At 39.3% G+C, this 19,478-nt stretch carries 6 protein-coding genes and 5 pseudogenes; 2 read left to right on the forward strand and 9 right to left on the reverse strand.

Annotated features, from left to right (window positions below; genetic code table 11):
• From GOM46_RS06790 to GOM46_RS06805, 4 genes are all read right to left on the reverse strand, one after another.
• Positions 1–1,449: an LCP family protein gene (locus GOM46_RS06790; RefSeq protein WP_235083389.1), complete on the reverse strand. Its 1,449-nt coding sequence runs from the start codon at positions 1,447–1,449 to the stop codon at positions 1–3.
• A gap of 193 nt (positions 1,450–1,642) precedes the next feature.
• Entirely contained in the window at positions 1,643–3,601 is a 1,959-nt protein-coding gene (locus tag GOM46_RS06795; RefSeq protein WP_235083390.1) for a peptide ABC transporter substrate-binding protein, read from the reverse strand.
• A gap of 158 nt (positions 3,602–3,759) precedes the next feature.
• A complete protein-coding gene (locus tag GOM46_RS06800; protein WP_235083391.1) occupies positions 3,760–5,727 on the reverse strand; it encodes a peptide ABC transporter substrate-binding protein in 1,968 nt (655 codons plus the stop codon).
• A 168-nt stretch (positions 5,728–5,895) separates the two neighbouring features.
• On the reverse strand, positions 5,896–7,506 hold the full coding sequence (locus tag GOM46_RS06805; protein WP_235083392.1) for a glycoside hydrolase family 13 protein: 1,611 nt from the start codon (positions 7,504–7,506) through the stop codon (positions 5,896–5,898).
• Positions 7,507–7,657: 151 nt separating this feature from the next.
• Here GOM46_RS06805 and GOM46_RS06810 point away from each other — a divergent pair.
• Positions 7,658–8,446, forward strand: a pseudogene (locus GOM46_RS06810) (DUF1846 domain-containing protein).
• A 462-nt stretch (positions 8,447–8,908) separates the two neighbouring features.
• A complete protein-coding gene (locus GOM46_RS08455; protein ID WP_414930186.1) occupies positions 8,909–9,052 on the forward strand; it encodes a hypothetical protein in 144 nt (47 codons plus the stop codon).
• 1,771 nt (positions 9,053–10,823) lie between these two features.
• Here the strand turns inward: GOM46_RS08455 and GOM46_RS06815 are convergent.
• The 5 genes and pseudogenes from GOM46_RS06815 to GOM46_RS08465 all read right to left on the reverse strand — a co-directional run bounded on the left by GOM46_RS06815 (position 10,824) and on the right by GOM46_RS08465 (position 16,623).
• Positions 10,824–12,623 (reverse strand): annotated as a pseudogene (locus GOM46_RS06815) (SIS domain-containing protein).
• Between the two features lie 361 nt (positions 12,624–12,984).
• Positions 12,985–13,189 (reverse strand): annotated as a pseudogene (locus GOM46_RS06820) (DUF5960 family protein).
• Between the two features lie 573 nt (positions 13,190–13,762).
• A pseudogene (locus GOM46_RS08460) lies at positions 13,763–15,055 on the reverse strand (DNA polymerase); the annotation flags it as partial.
• A 388-nt stretch (positions 15,056–15,443) separates the two neighbouring features.
• The gene (locus tag GOM46_RS06835; protein ID WP_235083395.1) at positions 15,444–15,641 is read right to left on the reverse strand and encodes a hypothetical protein; all 198 of its coding nucleotides are present in this window, start codon (positions 15,639–15,641) and stop codon (positions 15,444–15,446) included.
• A 440-nt stretch (positions 15,642–16,081) separates the two neighbouring features.
• Positions 16,082–16,623, reverse strand: a pseudogene (locus tag GOM46_RS08465) (GNAT family N-acetyltransferase).
• Between the last annotated feature and the right edge of the window lie 2,855 nt (positions 16,624–19,478).

The raw sequence follows: 19,478 nt of genomic DNA on the forward strand, positions 1-19,478 counted from the left end.
TTATTTTCCTTCCATGGTATCTTTTATTGCAGTCTTGATTGTCTCCAAACTCGTTGGATCAACTTCTAACATGTAAAGGTTGCTATCTGGCATAGCATATGACGGAAGATCCATACGTCCGGTTCCTTTTAAATCTTGATTTGTAACGGTATATTTCCCTCCGCTTGCCAATTGAGCATTGACCAGACTAACCATTGTTTCTGGCGGCATATTGGTTTGAACCGAATCTTGTAAACTTTGAATAATACTGTCAAAGTTTTTCAAAGCTTCAGTTGAAGTCAATTTTTGAATAATAGCTGTAATGACTTTTTGTTGGTTGCGGCCACGATCTCCATCACCATTTGCCAATGAATAGCGTTCACGAACAAATCCTAAAGCCTGTTCAGAGTCCAGATGAACGTTCCCTACAGGGAAGTGATATTTACCGTGTAGTGAAGTAAACTCTTGATCATTATAGACATCGACGCCTCCGAGAAGGTCAATCAATTTCAAGAACGAAGTAAAATTAAGACGAGCATAGTAATTCAAGTCAATATCATAAAGGTTTTCCAAAGTATGAATAGAAGCATCAACACCATAAATACCTGCATGCGTCAACTTATCATTTTGGTTATTCCCTCCATCTGCTATCGGAACATAAGCATCTCGAGGAGTTGTCGTCAAAAGAATCTTTTTAGTATCTTGATTGACTGTCATGATGATATTAACGTCTGAACGCGAAACAGAACTGATAGGACCATAGGTATCAATCCCACTAATGTAGACATTGAAGGAGTTTCCTGTAGCTACCTTAGGCGCTTCCACCTTCTTGGTTAAATCCTTGGTATAGATTTTCTTAATCTTTTTAGCGTGGTCAGGATATTCCTGCTCAATCAGATTTTCAAAAACGCTATTTAAAACAATCGCTTTGGTTTTACCATCTAACAAACTCTTATAAGCTGCCAGGTATGAAGAGCTCTCTTCTACTGTCAACTCTTTACTTTGAGTTACCTTAATGTCATCCATCAATCTTTGAATATTCTCAGCATCAGTCCCCGTTGGAGCAGTTACACTTGAAAGTTCTGAAACATTATTAATCTCACTATCTGCTAGCACCGCCACACTCATCGAATAACTCGAATAATTAGAAGTGGCATTAAATTGATTTGCAAGACTAACAAACTGTTGTACTGCTACTAACGCAACAGAGTTTAGTAACACTGCTAAGATAAGCATAATCAATGTAAATATTTTAGCTTTTTTCTTTAAAATCAAAACCAAGGCCAACAATCCTACAAGTACGAGGACTCCCGAGAGAATGATATTTACAAAGTGAATGGCTAAAATCTGATATCTAAAAATTAGAAACAATAAAAAACAAGCAAGAACTACATAGATAACTAACAAACCTGCGTTCAAGCTCTGCTGAATTTGACTAGATTTACTTTTTTTTAATCGTCTGGTACTCACGGAACACCTCTACAATATATTTTAATTCAATTATATCACAAACTATACCTCAAGGCTATCTACTTATACCAAGGAAACGCTTACTTTTGAATATGTATTTATCTTGTGCATTTTTATTATTGTTTTTGTTAGTTTTTGCGTTTTTTAAAAACAATCAAAATAAAAATAGAGCTTTTGTAAGCTCTATTTTTTGTTATTTAACGTGGCTTTCAAATTCTTTTTGACTCTTTTCGACAGAATTTTTACGTTCCTGTTCCCATTTAGCCTTGGCTTCAGCAAATTGAGAGCTTGTAACGACATCTGTCTGCAATCTCATGTACTTGTAGTTACTTCCAGTTCCTTTGATACCAACTAGTGAGTAAGCACGTGTAAATGGTGTCACACGTGTCACCGAAGCACCACCACCATTTGATACAACTGGGATTAGAAGGGAACTATCAATCAACCAAGCTTGTGCATCTGCATAGTTTTCATAGCGTTTCGCTACGTCTGTATTTTCTGCATCTGCTGTTTTTAATTTTTGAGTATATTGGTCCAAACCTAGACTAGTAATCTTGTTTGCATCCTTACTTGGATCAAGTCCCAAAATTTTGAGATAGAAACCGTCCTCAGAGTTGAAAGGATTGAGGTAAGTTGAAGGGTCTTGATAGTCAGCTGACCATCCATCCAAATTCAAATCATAGTCATGATCTGCTGGAGTTGGTGCTTGAGCTGTTGCATTTGTATAATCATCTGTCGATAATTGGATAACATCAACCACTACATTTTCAGAACCAAGCGTTGATTCGATTGATTGCTTGATGGAGTTTGTACCTGAAAGCAAAGTCTTGTTAACTTGGTCTACAGGCAAATCCAAATGAATTGGGAAGCTCACACCTTGAGCTTCTAATTCTTTTTTAGCTTCTGCAAACTTAGCTTGTGCTTTTTCTTCGTTGAAATAACCATCTTGAGCATCTTCAAGATTCATATTTGCCCATTGTGTACCATAGTTCACCAATTTAGAAGCAACTGTTTCACCAAAAGTCTTGTCTCCAACTTGTACAAAAGTCGGTGGCACAAGTGTGTTACGAAGAGTGTTCTTAGCTGCTTCTTCACCGTTTGATTGGGCTGAATAAGCTGTACGATCAATGGCGAAGTTGATTGCCTGACGGAAGTTTTTATTCAAAACTGCAGCTTGAGTTGCTTGTTTTTGTTCATCGCTTGTTTTTGCAGTGTGGTTATAAGCACCGCGGTTGACGTTAAAGTTATAGTACCAAGATGTCGCATCTTGCAAACTATAAACGATATTGTCCTTGTATTTTTCCTTTGTCTTAGCAAAGTTTGAACTATTTGGATAAACACCTGCAGATGAGTATGCGCCACTTTCAAAGTTTCGGATCGTCAAGTCTTGGTCTGAGCCATCAAAGTAGGCCAATTTTACCTTTTCAATCGTTACCTTTTCTTGGTCATAGTAATGTGGGTTTTTCACATACTCGATAGAAGACTTAGATGTAAAATCTTTTAACAAATATGGTCCACTATAAAGAATACTATCTGGTTTCAGAGTTCCGAAGTCTTTTCCTTTAGAAGCAAGGAATTCTTCGTTTACAGGGAACAAGATACTGTTAGTTGTCTTAGAGTTCCAGAATGGCTCTGGACGAGTCAAAGTATACTCAACTGTGTAATCGTCTATAGCTTTTACACCAACATTTGAAAAGTCCGTATTAGCACCTGTTACATAATCATCCAAACCCTTGATAGAGTTTTGAATCAAATCCAGAGCTTGACCCTTGTTATCAGCAGCGTACTTGATACCAGTTACAAAGTCTTGAGCTTTAACAGGAGCATACTCTTCTCCATCTGAAGTATACCACTTAGCATCTTCACGGAGTTTGTAGGTATAAGTTAAACCGTCTTTAGAAACACTCCACTCTTTTGCAAGGGATGGAATGAGGTTCCCGTAGTTATCATTTTCAAGCAAACCATCTACCAAGTTGGTTACAATAGCAGTGTTATCACCAGCGTAATCCAAGAGATAGTTAAAGGTTGTCGGATCTGCACCAAAGGTAGACGAGTATGTCTTGCCGTCTGATGCTGACTGGCCACAGGCTGTCAATAGAACCGTAGCAGCAAGCGTCAACCCCACTCCAATCAAATGTTTTTTAAGCTTCATGTTTCATTTCTCCTTGTATGTTAGGTTTTATGACATATAATTATATTATCAAATTTTAGCCTAAAAGTAAAGTTATATACTATTCGACCTCTTATTTGCAATCGAAAAAAAGAAAGAAATCCTGCTAAAAACAAGATTTCTTTATGGATAGTCAAAATTTATTTAACGTGATTTGCTAGCTCTTTTTGGTATTTGGCATTTGTTTCGATTTTTTCTTTTTGCCATTTCTTGAGAGCTTCTTCGTATTCTTTAGCAGTTACAATATCATTTTGCAATTCTAAGCCTTTGAATACAAATGGATCTCCCTTGATACCAACTTGAGAGTATGCTTTTGTGAATGGCACTGTACGGCTAACTGTCGGAGAACCACCTGAAGAAGCTACAGGGATAAGAAGTGAGCTATCTGAAACCCAAGCTTGTGCTTTGGCATATTTTTCATAGCGTTTGTTGAGGTCGCTCGTTTCTGACGCTGCATCATCCAAGAGTTTCTTGTACTCATCAAGTCCAACTTGAGCCATGACTTCTGGATCTTTACCTTTTGTAATACCCAAGTGTTTAAGAGCAGAACCCTTCTTGGCATCTAGGATATTGAGGTAGGTTGCTGGGTCTTGATAGTCCGGCCCCCATCCAGTTCCATTCAAGTCATAGTCTTTTTGAGAAGGCACTTTGGCTTGAGATGTGATACTCATTTTCTCATTGTCAGTCATTTGAAGTACATCGATAACAACATTTTCACTTCCAAGCGCTGCTTCGACAGACTGTTTGAGAGAGTTGGTTTGTTGCACAGCAATAACATCTGTCTGTTCAACTGGAATATCCAAATGAATTGGGAAGGTTACACCTTTGGCTTGCAATTCTGTTTTTGCTTTTTCAAAGGCAGCCTTTGCTTTTGTTGGATTGTAAAGAGTATCCTTACCATCTGTCAAAGCAACATCTTTCCATTGATCTCCGTATGTTACCAATTGTTCTTGCGCCAATTCACCGAAGGTCTTTTCACCAACCTGTACATAGTCATAAGGCACAAGGCTAGTACGGATAATCTTGTCTGCACCTTCTTCACCATTCATCTGTGCAGAGTAGGCATGACGGTCTAGAGCAAAGTTGATAGCTTGACGGAAGTTTTTATTGAGAAGGGCTTCTTTAGTTGAAGTTTTTTGTGCTTCATCTGTCTTGGCTGTTTTATTATAAGACTGACGATTTACGTTGAAAGTAAAGTAATAGCTTGTCGCTTCTTGAGGACTATAAACAATCTTATCGCCGTATTCTTTCTTAGTTGAGTCAAAACTTGAACTAGTTGGGAAGAGGCGAGCTGTTGTATAGGAACCTGATGCAAAGCTACGGATCAATGATTCTTGGTCAGAACCGTCGTAGAAAGTCAATTTGACGTGGTCAATCTTAACATTGTCCTTGTCCCAGTAGTTTGGATTCTTTTCGTACTCAATCACTGATTTTGAAGTGAAGTTCTTCAAAATATATGGACCGTTGTAGAGAATACCTGAAGGAGCTGCTGCTCCGTAATCCTTCCCTTGAGAATTAAGGAATTCTTCATTAACCGGGAGCATGGTAGCCGTTGTCACCTTAGAATTCCAGAAACTTTCTGGCTTGTTCAAGGTATACTCAACTGTATAATCGTCAACTGCTTTGACACCGACTGTTGAGAAGTCATTTGTCTCACCGCTAACATACTCTGCCAAACCTTTGATAGAGTCTTGGATAAGTGTTAAACCATCTGATTTCCCATCTGCAGCATGCTTCAAGCCAGTCACAAAGTCTTGGGCCTTGACTTCAGCGTACTCTTCTCCTTCAGAAGTATACCATTTGACACCTTTACGTAACTTGTAAGTATAAGTCAAGCCGTCTTGTGAGACTGACCAATCTTCGGCAAGCGACGGAATCAAGTTCCCGTATTTGTCATTTTCCAAGAGTCCGTCGACCAAGTTGGCGATGACGTCTGATGTTGAACTTTTACTAGTAATGCTATAGTCCAATGTTGTCGGATCGATGGCATATACGTATGAAAATGTTGTCGGAGCATCTGCTTTTTTCTCAGCCTTGTTACAAGCCGCTAAAAGTAGAGCTGCGCTCATCGTTATCCCTGCTATTGCAAGCCACTTTTTCGATTTCATCGGTATTCTCCTTTAAAATACTATTTTTCACCATTATACCCTATTTTTATATAAAAGCAAGGGTTTTCATGGAATTTTTTAGAAAATTCAAACTAATATTTTTTAAAGAAATTTCTACACTTATTTTAGAAAAAAACTCAAGCATCTTAGATACTTGAGTTTCTGGTTTTAATCAGCTGGTTCGACACAGAAGGCATCCCATGGAGCCAAGGTCTGTGTAGCTAAAACTTTTTCTACTGAGGTATTTTCAATCAAGTTAGACTTAACTGACTCTTCTACTGCAAACTCTTGCTTTTGGTTGGACAAATTGGCCACAACTAGGAAACGACGGTCTCCATCCTTACGGATATAAGCAAAGACTTTTTCAGCCGTATCAAGAAGTTCAAAGTCAGCACGAATCAACCAGCTATTTTCCTTACGAATTTCTACCAGTTTTTGATAAGTGTAAAAGATTGATTCTGGATTTGCTAAAGCTTCTTCTACATTTATCTTCGCATAGTTTGGATTGACTGCAAGCCAAGGTTGACCATCTGAGAAACCAGCATTTTTTGTCCCATTCCACTGCATTGGGGTACGGGCATTGTCTCGTCCAATCACACGAATGCTATCCATGATTGCTTCCATTGGAACACCTTTTTCAAGAGCTTCACGCGCATAGTTGAGGGATTCAATATCCTCTACTTGATCCAAGCTTTCAAACGGGAAATTGGTCATCCCGATTTCTTCCCCTTGGTAGATATAAGGCGTCCCTCTCATGAGATGAAGCAAGATGGCATACGCTTTAGCAGATTTTTCACGGTAGTCTTGGTCATTTCCCCAGATAGAGACAATACGAGGGAGGTCATGATTGTTCCAGAAAAGTGAATTCCAGCCATCTTCAACTCCCAACTCTGTCTGCCATTTGTTGAAAATCTCTTTTAACTTCCCAACATTTAGCTCTTTTTGGTACTGCCACTTAGGTTGCCCTTCCTGATACTGAAGACAGATATGTTCAAACTGGAAGACCATAGACAGTTCTTGTCCTTTAGGATCTGAATAGAGTCTAGCGATCTCTGGTGTTGCTCCCCAAGTTTCCCCTACTGTCAAGAGCTCTTTATCGCCGAAAGTAGCTTGATTCATTTCCTTGAGATAAGGGTGCAACATGGGACCATTATTTACAACTTTCTCATCCGGAATCTTTCCGATCATATCGATTACGTCCATACGGAAACCACCGATTCCCCTATCAATCCAGAAGTTCATCATCTCATAGATTTTTTGTCGGAGTTCTTCATTTTCCCAGTTGAGGTCTGGCTGCTTCTTACTGAAAAAGTGGAGATAGTATTGACCAGACTTTTCGTCATATTGCCAGGCAGAACCACTAAAAATAGACTCAAGTTCGTTAGGTTCATCCCGCCAGATATAGTAGTCTCGCTCAGGACTATCAGGATTTTCACAAGCTTCAATAAACCAAGCGTGCTCATCTGATGTATGATTGACCACCAAATCCATAATGATTCGGATATCTCGTTTTTTAGCCTCAGCAATCAGCTCATCCATATCTTCCATGGTTCCAAAGATAGCCGCAATATCTTGATAATTGGCAATATCATAACCATTATCGTCCATAGGACTGTCATAAACAGGAGAAAGCCAGATTGCTGTAATCCCTAGTTTAGCTAGATAGTCAAGCTTACTAGTAATCCCAGGCAAATCACCAATCCCATCTCCATTGCTATCCTTAAAACTTTTTGGATAAACTTGATAGACGACTGCGTTATGCCACCATTTTTCTTGCATCTTTTTACCTCTTTTAATGTTCACTTTATTCCATCATAGACTTTTTATCATTTTTATGCAAGCGTTTGCTTCATCTTTTTTTCTCACTTTTGCGACTCTCTAGTTTCTAATCTTCTATTTTTTTTATATAATAGAAAACAGAGGTAAAAAAATGAAAAAACAAGCTTTCAGTTCTGAAAAATATCTAAATTTACAACGCGACCATATTTTGGAGCGTATCAATCAATTTGATGGCAAGCTCTACTTGGAGTTTGGAGGCAAGATGCTGGAAGACTTCCATGCCGCTCGCGTACTTCCTGGTTATGAACCAGACAACAAAATTAAACTCTTGCAAGAGTTGAAAGAGCAAGTTGAGGTTGTGATCGCTATTAACGCTAGCAATATCGAACACTCAAAAGCTCGTGGAGACTTGGGCATTTCTTATGACCAAGAAGTGCTTCGTTTGATTGATAAATTCAACGAGCTAGGTATCTTTGTAGGTTCAGTTGTTATTACTCAATATGCTGGCCAACCTGCAGCAGATGCTTTCCGCAATCAGTTAGATAAAAACGGGATTGATTCCTATCTTCATTATCCAATAAAAGGATACCCGACTGAATATGGCCACATCATTTCTCCAGAAGCATGGGGAAAAACGACTACATCACAACTAGTCGCCAACTTGATTGTCGTAACTGCTCCTGGACCTGGGTCAGTAATTGGCAACTTGTTGTCCTAACATGGACCACGACCCACTAAATGGCATTAAAGTCTGGTTTAGCCTAATGTTGAAACCTTCCCATTTTGGAACCTTCCTCTCCATCATCCAGTCAACTTAGCTTATGAGCGGCAACAGCAGACCCTAGATGACGTTAATATGATTGACCCATTCCATCTCCAAACTTACGGAGAAACAACAGTCAACTACAACCGCCGATATCGAGATTTTCCCTTCCCTTAAGCGTATGCTAGAACGATAGCTTGGGTGAATCTCCTTATGCATCTCCAACGACATGGGTGTAAATATGGTGGGTTTTGCAATTACTGATATGCGCCGCTGCAATTGAAGCATCTAACAAGAAATTATCCGTCCGCTATATCAACAGTTCTCGACTTTAAGGCTTGAAAAGTTGCTGAGTCTGCCTGCAAGAAAAATCGAACTTCTTATGAACTATCTCGTATCACACCAGCTGACCGTAAGGTATCTGTACCGCTCGTCCAAAGAGCTGAAGAAACAGACGTACCAGCTTCTGGCTCTTGAATTACCATCTGGTGAAATCGTTTACAGGTATAGAACTCCGAACTCTTCGGCCCAACAGCTGCTGCCTGATCAATGCTATCAAGAAGTCGCAAATACGATGCAGAAAACAAAATTAATTGAACAGAAGGGGTAAAACCAATCCAAGGATTGAAAATCAATCACTTGGGTAGTCGCAATCTACGTCTTCATTCTAACGAATTCCTCAATTGCACTTGCCATCACAGCTATGCAAATCCTGATGCAAGATCGTGCCATGAACGAACTCGGAAATCTCAAAGGAAGCGAAGCCATTCTACAATTATCTAACGGATGAAGACAAGAACTTCCTTCGTAAACTAGGAATCAACGTAACATTTGAATCCTTACTACCAATACGAATCGTTATATCGTAAGGTAGATTGAAGACTAATAGAAAACTTCTTACCATAATCACCCCTCTTCGATAGATTTTCAATCTCTCTTAGGGTGACTTTATTTTATTAAAACTCTGGCAATCTACAAATATCTTTTTTTTCTAATTATTCCAACATGACTTAGGGAGTTTATTTATACTGAGAGAATTACTCAGTCAAAAAAGGAGGAGGGGGCAAAGACATTAAAGATTTAGAAATATTTGTTTGAAATCCGACTGGATTTATCTTTGATGATTTAGCCTAAAATCATTGGCTACAATGCTCGATTGTAAGAGTGATATCAAGGAATTACGTGAATCTTTCCTGACTTTGATATCAGACACTCAACTGCAGGGATTATGATGGTCAATGTCCAACATAAATTGCATCGAGCCGAATCCTACCAATATTTTTACAAACATCTGATTATTTTCAAATCTTTAAAGCCTTTTTCCCTCCAGACAGTCCTTTACCTATGAACATCTTTCTGAGAATCTCTAGATATCTCACTTCCGTCCTTACGAAAGAAGTGCAGATATTAACAAGACACTGACGGAGCAAAAAGACCCCAGTATCGCTTTAATGCTAAGGTAACTCCTATTTCTATCATTGGAGCGAAAGATATTCGTTTTTTCTTCCTCCCAATATTTTCCATGAGGCCTATAGCTTTTTTAAGTGGCCTTTCACGAAATCACAGAAGTCAGATATTGATACTTTGTTTCTTTCTTTATCCATTTTAGGCAAAATTCCCTGCCAAATTCAAAAATCCTCTACCAAATCCGAACGCAGGCTACGTCGATTTGCCCAGAATGAAGAGAGGCTATTTTGTTGCGTTTGCCAAAACAAAGTACTTCTTTTGGTTGAGCCCATCTACGACCAGCTTGATGATTTCCAACAGCAACTGCAAGAATTGGCCCAAGGCCTCAATGTTGAAAATTACCGCAGAGAACCTCAATCAGATTTTTAGCCCTTTTGCGAACCTGCTCCTTCTTCTTTACAGTTTGAAAGATTCCTATGGCCCGTCAGTCCCTTGACAACATGGATCGTTCCTACCATGCGGCACGAGACATTTCTAGACCAACTTGACTCGAAGATTTGGTGTTCAATTTTTCAAATACTGATACCTTGATTTGAGCTTTACACATAACTGCCTTTGCTTGAGCGAAGAGAAATCAACTCTGAATCAATCAATTTCACAAAATAAAGATTACCCCTTGGAAAAGATAAAAAATTCTTCCCCAAATTTTTATGAGGCAACAGTCTTGAAATGTGCGATAGCAAGATATTATGGGGCAAAAGGAGAAACTCCGGCCCCTTTCTCACCTAATCTACACCCTATTTACTCATCCGAGGGCCTTACAGATCAATTATTTGAACATAAAAGAAAGTCAAGGTCTTTGTCCTAAGTGAGTATGATTCGCCCATACACAATTCTTGATTCCCTCTACGAATTCCATCTTCAAATAAAATCCGAGTATGAAACTTGGGATCAAAGAAACCCTCTAATATCGAAAAGAAATCATGGATATGACTACGATGCTATTACTCAATAATTTTGATATCAAAGGCTCGAAGACATGCTCGTCATCAATATCAGTCGACTATCTATCTGCAGTTGTCAACGAACCAATAAGAGTCTATGCAAGATTTATAATAAAAAAGTACTAGTGTTAACTAGACTTTTTTTATTCTACTGTTATGATTAGCAAGGTTACGTGTTTGTCCACATCGAGTCCACGGGTAGGGTTGCAAATGTAAGCGACTAGTGCGTTGGTACGACATGCGATTGGTGAGAGGTAAGTGTACGGTCGTAAGAACGATATCGCTGTATCTTTGGCAACATTTTCTTCTGCGATGGTAAGGACTTCAGCACCCACGCGTCTGCAATTCTTGGATATTTCACGAGTGGGTTAGCAAGAACTGGATCTGACAAGAGGGCCAAAAACAGGTGTCCCTCTTCAATCAAGGCAATCGTTCGTGCCTTGAGGTTACATCCAGCCGCAAAACCTTCAACATTGGAGTAAGAAATCTCTGAGTTTGAGACTAGCTTCCATAGCCAAATATTAGTTCTTGACCACGTCCGATGTAAAAGGCTTTGCGTGTTGTTCAAGGATGGTCACGAACTTTAGCATCAATCAATTCTTTTTCTGAAAGAGTTGATTTCGATAGAAGGAGCCACGATAGATAACGCATGAAAACAAGTCAAAGGCTTTGGCTTTTTCATTGCCAGTTGCTCACCAACCGCTTTTGCAAGTGAAGGACAAGGCTGCGATTTGTGCTGTATAAGCCTTAGTGATGCTACGGCAATTTCCAGGACACCTGCATGAAGCAACATAGTATGGTTGGCTTCACGTGACAGCGTTGATCCTGGCACGTGTCACTGATCAAGCTTGGATACCCATTCCCATTTAGCCTTGGACCAAAACGACGGCTATCAGCTGTTCACCAGACTGACTGATAAAGATGAAAAGAGGTTTCTTGTGAAAGTGGCATATCATATCCACACTCAAGAGAGATTCCAAGTTCAACGGGTGATCCGTCAAGCTCCAACATCTTCTTGAGAAGCGAAATCCTGCATGATAAGATTGTTCCAGCTGAAAGGATGTAGATGCGATCAGCGTTCTTGCAACAGCCTTGATGATGGTGGCGTTCTACACTATACCAGCTCCATCTGTGTAGCTGGATGAGCTTACGCTATCACTGTTGGTTGCTCTCAATTTCTTTGAGCATGTGTAAGGAGTAGGTTCCCGTTCCGATATCAAAAAAGTCCTCTCAGCATGTTAGCAGCACGCGCACGGCTGTTGCCATCGTAGTCTTGCATCGTTCAACGCTATCAGCTTTCACGATAACCCAACTCTTTGGTGCATGGGTCTCCATACGTATTGGGTTATATCGGTGTCACGAGCATGGCCATAGCGTCTGATCAACCATGTTATAGGCTTCCCGAGACCAACAGATAGGTGATTTGTTTTTGCCTACATAGGCTGACATCTGGATTTTCAGAGTCGATCAAGCAAAGGCATAAACCACGGGATGTGAGGTCTTTTTGAAAGCCAATAATGACAAGCCGTCTTCTTCCGCAAAAAAAAATTTCCAATCAATTAAGGGAACGGCGATTTCGTATCTGTTTGTCCCTTGAGTGGTGACCCGCAGGTATTCTTCCTTGATTTCAAGTTTTCAATCACCCCGTTGTGCACCAAGACAAAACGTCCTGTCTCAGAGCGGTGATGGTGGCATTGTCCCCTCTGTTTGGCAGTTCCACCGTGAAGTGGGCCCCAACGAGTATGTCCGACTACCAATTGTGTCAAGCTCAACACCAGCCGTTTTAGCAGACATTCTGGCAATACACACCCTTCACCAAATGTTGTCAGCAGCACCTAGGACAAAAATCCTATCAAACGGCAGTGTTAGGATGAGCTTTTTCAGCCCTTGAATCAAATATCAGGTGACATTTGTGTTTCCAACCACACCAACATTCCACACATATATTAAAAACCAAATATAACGACCAGTGTGTGTGTGGGGTGCTTTCTCCTGAAAATTAGAGTCCTAGTTCTCGAGCCGTTGTGGCGATCAGCAAAGAACAGTAGATACTTGTTTCTGGCACTTAGTCAAGAACTAAAAATTGTATAGTTCAATTGGCTTTTACGAGACAAACAGTGTAACCATTTCAAGGAAACGCTCGTGAACGGCTAGGAATGATTCAAGGGGGGGGTGCCGTGCGATTGTGTGTAGTGCAACACATAATTTTCCCCGTAAGGGGGCCCCAAAGAATCTTTACTGATGTTTACGCACAAGTCCAAGAGAGCAGAGTCGGGTCGGGGACAATTCCCCTCCGTTTCCTCTTCACCTAAATAAAACCATTTCCCTACCGCCGTCCTTGGCGTTTCCTTGACTCAAGACAAAGTAGTCCTTTGGTTGTGATAGCCATGCGTTCGTTAGAATGTCGTCAATCAGAAAAGTCAGGGGTACATTCATAATAGAGTATTTTTGCAAAATCTTCCTAAAACTATGTAGATCATCGGCAGAAAATAGTCCATCTGCCCCCCAATTTATTTTCATAAAGCTTTTTCTTATATCATAAACTTCCTCCTGACACAGTTGAATTTCTAGGAGGCTCATCAACCCTTAGCAGTCTGAGTCTAATAGCCATCATCCGCTTCCTAACCAGAGACTCCTTCAGGAGATAATTCTCTTAATTCAACCAATATCCTGCTTTTGCACTCTCTTTCTCTTAAATATGAAAGAACCACTTTTAGTCTATTTATAAGAGTGTGAGGGGCAAAGAGCGACTTCTCAAGCAGGAGTCAAAATCTAGTCGAAAAATCGACACAGCATTTTTAGTCTCACTGAGCGAGCTCGTATGCTCTTCTGACAAAAAGAAGCCACATCCCTTCGGCGCCATCCCTGGATCTCATGATATGTCCCTTGTCGGATTGGAAGGGCAAATAAGAACGATCAATCATTTTAGCCCATTCTAACCCTCCAGCAGGACTGCCCCTCCGATTAGCCCTTACTTCTGGAAATCACCTGTCTCGATGCATCCTCTAAGGCCGGGGTCGTCGGGACCAGTCGACATTTAAGAGAGAAAGAAGTAAATCAGAATTGCCTCTCGAATTGGGAAATCAATAGCCCCAGTCTGGAGCCCTTCTTCTTTTTCTACTTTATCAACCATCATCAAAAAGGCGAAATCAAACCAAAGGATTCGTCCACAAACTCGGACATAACTGACAGCAACAAATACTGACGGCCCCCCAGCAAGCTGTATTGCCTTATAGGAACTTGCCAGGACATGCCCGACCAAAAAATGGTGTTATTGGTTGGCTCACCTTCATTGCGGTGGGATATGAGGATGTTGTTTTCATTTTTTCGTTACGAGGAGCGTTTTGTGTTACCTGCTGTAGAAAAACCAGATGGATAGATACCACCGTCGTCTTCTTTCTAGCCCCCTTCGAAGAAAAAACCGATAGCCCAACTGTTCAGCCATCTCTCGAAGGATAATTTCAATATCTCGGAACTGCCGTTTTGAAATAGTCTCCTCTGGCTGATAAAATTTTGCGAATTTGCCCTCCAAACCATGAGATTTAGCTTTATACACGGTTAGATGAAATTACCTCGTCAAATCCCATTGCCAGCATGAAACCATAGGCGCAGTCCAGCGTGGCCAAAGTTCTTTCTTCAGAAAAATCCGGATTGCTATTGGCTAATTCTGGAATCGAATAAATCTCTAAGGCATTCAAGCGGCTTCTCCATCCGATGTCCCAATCCCCAAAAGTCGGTCATCTTTGGAATGGACCATGACATATCTGTCACATCTTGATAGGACCAGTTGGCCCTTTAGTCGGTGTGTGCTTGGCTTCATTATCCAAGGCAAACTTAGCAAGCAGAGGATTGGCATTCGAATGCCGGACCGTCGAGTAAATCCCCGGCTGCCGCCAGATCATTCCCTCTGGATACGGCCGAAGCATATCAGCTTATCCTTGCGAGAAATTGCATGTCCTGGGACAAAATAATTGAGCGAATGGTAAATCGATATAAAACCTCATCAATAGAGTAAGGATGATATCCATCTGGGACTCCATCGTTCTGAAGATTCGTTGGATTTCCCGATTAACTGCGATATACTTATCCATCCGAGGAGGAACAATCCACGGTCGCTCGAGGCCCAGTCTTCGATGAAGTTTTACATAGGTCTGGGTCTGTACCGTAAACCTTCGTTTCTTGCATTATAGTATGAAAAATTTACGCGTCTTGATATCAAAGGGCAGGTCATAAGCACGGCCTACATTTGCTTTTCAAAAAACTTTTTAAACATAGGCGAGGAGGCAAGAATAAGCCCAACAGGCAATTATCCGATCGGACTCAGGACACAAAAGGGAGGTTTTGAAGGGGAATGGGTTCCTCTTTCCACCAACACTCAACCACTGGATTAAAAAGGGACTCTCATATTCTCAACAAAGGCAATAAATCAACTTTTGGCTCTTGGGAAAAATTCAAAGTAATAAGCCACATCGGCATCCCCTCCATCGGTACAAAAATTACCACGATAATGCCCACAATTCGCGGATTATTCTTCGTAAGAAATGTGAATATCCTTGTATTTAGGATCGATAGAGACCCAGACGCCAGAACATTCTTCTTCACCGTTTGATATAGGTCTGAGGTGGGGATTGCAACGCATCCTGCAGAGGACGCGCTCCGTCATATGCAAATCGTCGTCTCGAATCTAGAGGCACGAACCATTGGGTTGATATTTAGGTTCCATCGGAATCCCCAGATACCCATGAAGCAAATCGTGATGCCAATTACTTCATTGAAGTAAACCGTATCAAAGTTTCGATCATCATAAACCCGAAGCGTGCCGGGGGATACCAGCCGACACTTGCACGTTCATAGACGTAGATACTCGTAGATTGTGTTTTATTTTTCCCCCCCCCCCCTGAAAAATCATCGAGTGCACGCGTCTTGGCATTGGTTGCTTCTTGAGCCAAATTACGGGGCATAGGAGCTGACCACCTTTTTCTTTCCCGTGGTGGTTCGAGAGGCTATTATAGAGACGGAACAAATTGTCGAATTTGGGTGAAATAGCTTTTGGTACTTTACAGATTTTCTGCTAGGCTGCGTAACCTTTCCTTCAGAAGGCTCTTTGACACCACGCTCACCAAGCCGAATAAGCCTGAAAAACTATGCCAACGCTGCTCTGCAATTTCTTTCTGTTGTTAGCTTTAGCTCTTTTCGGTCCGTAGCTTTGATTTTTCTGGTTTGGTACCTGTTTTTTACCTCCTAGCGAGTGATGTTTGGTCATCGTAGTTGTACTTGTGGTTGCAATTGGCACCATTTTGGTTTAGTTTTATTATATAAAAAGTAAAGAGCTGTCGGGTGTCTACTCAAATGTTGGGGGTTGGCAAACGGCTGTAATGATGATGCTATAGAATTCTTATGCTCAATACTCCGTATGAATCCACTCGTTATTCATTTGAAAGTACATTTTCTATATTTTACCAACCAGGTAAAACCATTTTTGTAAAAGCACACTCTTGTGAAGCCAGAGTTGTAGCGTTGCGTCCCGCAATGACATGGGTTAAGTAAACCATAAGTATAAGGCCTTATCATAAAGTAGTAAAGCCTTTCTAAAACGAGTTTACCGCTTCGCTGGCCATATCCTAAATTAGTAACATTTTCTCCACTCTATATCCAAGTTTCTGCTGTTTTTCTATCCTTCCCTAAAAACTTAAATTGATTCTTCCAACCATAACACCTTGTGTATCTCTAATAAGATGCAGGAGACATCATGATCTCTTGTTCCCTTAACAATTCCTTGTAATTTCTTTAAAACTTTCCTGAATCCAAAAAAAAAAAAAAAAAAATAAGTTGGAGCTGGTCTAGGAGGAACCAACCTTCGCCCAAAATTACTCTCGTATTTTCTTTTTCAAAAGAATAAACACTATGCTATTTTTCTTCAGACATCAACTCTAAACTTATCATTGTAACACCACCTCCTACCCATTCTAATAAAATTCAAATGTAGTCATGTTCACACAAAAGTGATATTTACAGGGAATTTTACAGAGCTATCGTAATTTAATTCATATCGCATCTACATTATAAACACAAAACATACTATGAAGAAAAATAATAATCCATTCAAGGTCCTTCATTTAAATTCCAACATCTGCTAAACAAGGCTGGAAACACCTATGGAAGCTATTTTTAAACCCCTACTTGCTTATTAAAAAATGAGAATGACTTACAAAATAAAGAAGAAAAAACCATCTCATCAATTGGAGATGGTTGATTATTAGTCTACTTTAATAAAAATTGTCGAGCTAGTTTGAGCAGCTTGGACCAGCAGTTAAGCTGTTTTTGACTAAGGCAGAATCTAACCCATCTATAATAAGTCCAGCAGGGTACACACTCATTCCATACCTGGTAAAACCAGATCTAACACTGAATTCACATAGTTCAATGGCTACCATGCTCCCTTTCTCAATGTGTCCCACTGTTTTACTAGTCCATTTTTATCGAATGTAAATCTTGTCAAAGCCCATTTCTCATGGACAAACTAGAGTAGAGAAATTCATTTAGAATGGCTCTTGCTCACTATTTTTGTGATTCAGCATTCGTTTTCTCTTTCTTGTGTCCGAAGGTCTCTTCCTCCTCTGGTGGTTCGTAGTAATACTATCTTGGGGAAGCGTTGAAACTAGAAGTACTTGTGAAACGTCGTTGTCGTACTAGTAGTAGAACGCTGTTCCGTTGTAGGAGTAGTCACTACTTCCTGCACTTGCTTCTTATGATAAAAAAGAAGAGAGAGAACTTATCAGCCACTATAGGGATTAAGGCAACAATAACAAAATCAAAAGCCAATTTATGCCTTTTCTATTTTCATTCATAACTCCTTTAAATTATCTTGACTTAATATATAATACTACACTCATACAAGGAACAAAATATTGATTTAAAATATATTGTTGGGTGAATTTTGTATTTTTAAAACAAAAGACATCCAAGAGAAAATTCTGAATGTCTGTAAATGTTTATAGTATCGTATTGATTAAACGTTTTGAGGCAACTGACTTTGTCATGTGCACCCAATCTTAGTAAGAAAGTACAAAAAAAAGAACACCTCCCGAAAGGTGCTCTTTGTAAGTATAGTAATATTCTCTCGAAGTAACGTCTAATAAATGTGATGCTTTACGAGCTTTTCTTAAAGGTCTATTGAATATATTATTTTTTTAGCTAATAAAACAAGAAACTTACTCATACCTAAAACTGTTTTCCCACCCAAATTAACCTAAAATATTGACCTATTGTCTGATATGGAAATCGAGAATTTCAAAGCTTTGTTTAGTTTCTATGTTTCCCCATAAATATCTTGTTTCAAACACTAAAACCAGAAAAATTTATCATTTCATCATAAAAAGAAATATTAATAAATGTAATTGATGCGATGACCTGTAGTATTTTCAAAATTCCCCACGTATCGTTTCTCTTCTTTGGACCATTCTTCAACCTCTTCAACTACAAAGTTTTTTGCATCAAAAAGTATCTACTAAATATTTCCGTTAAAAAACTCTATTAAATTCTTAACAGCTTCACGGACCTCAATATATGATGGAAAAACTATTTTATCTTGAACAGGGATTTCACTTATTGAATGTACATAGCTAAAAGTAATTCATAAACGTTTTATATTGGGTTGGTTCCACGCGTTTCTAAAGAATTCTATCCAAGTATTTTCGATTTATTTTGCCGTTTCCTTTTCCTTCTTAAGGACAATCAATATAGGTGCTCAAGCTAGTTCTTTAACTCAGGATTTCGAACTCTCGATTTTTATATTTCTTAAGTCATTTAGTTCATAATCCACACAGATTCTATAGTTTTTTAGGGATTCTTTATATACCCCCTTTTGGCAACAAACTCCCAACGTTATCAACCCTTTTGCTAACGAAGTTGGAAATCATTATCTAGGTATTATGTTGTTTTACTTTTGCATTAAATATAAGCAAAAGCAAATCATTAGTAGAAGTATTGAAACTACAACCTATTGTTTTTTTCCTCACAATCAATCCTCTCATTTTTCTATCTTTTTTTCTATTAAAACACTCCTTTGATTTACTGTCAAACTAATAGAAGTTTTACTAGAATATTGTATACGGTCCCTTTTTATATCAAATAAATTTCATTTATTTGATATAAGTTATCGATAAAAAATAACTCAAGAAAAATTTTGTGATAAGTCTTACTTTGTCAACAAAAAAGACATACAAGAGTAAATTCTTGAATGTATGTAAACGTTATATAATCGTATTGATTCACGTTTTGAGAATTCGTGATGCTTTACGAGCTTTCTTAAGACCTGGTTTGGAAAGTATGGGTTTCAGTGTGCGACTAAAAACAGCCGTATTATCAAGGCTTTTCAGAACCGATACTACGATTAATCTCATAAAATCTGAATCAATAGGATATAAATAGGGGAATAGTTTAGGTCTCCTAAGCATTAAATAATACACCTAACTTTGGTCCCCGTTTTTTAGTTATCACTCTTGTTTCGGATAAGTGTTTTAAAGTTATGATGTAAAATGCCGCAATTACATCAGAATCGGATATAGAGGAATTAAAGGGATCGAATCAATCCCACACTCCTTTAATGATTAGGTCATGGTATCAATAACTTTCTATCTTGTGCGGTAAGCTTTCACAGTAATCTTTCTGATCTATATTGGGTTTTATCAATTAAATTTATGTAAAACCGTTTGCTACCGATTGAAACAATAAACGATCAGTCCATAAAAGAGCGGGCCGATCTATTATGATTCATGAATGACCACTAATATTCCAGT

It is taken from the genome of Streptococcus infantis, from assembly GCF_021497965.1.
Taxonomy (GTDB): domain Bacteria; phylum Bacillota; class Bacilli; order Lactobacillales; family Streptococcaceae; genus Streptococcus; species Streptococcus infantis_B.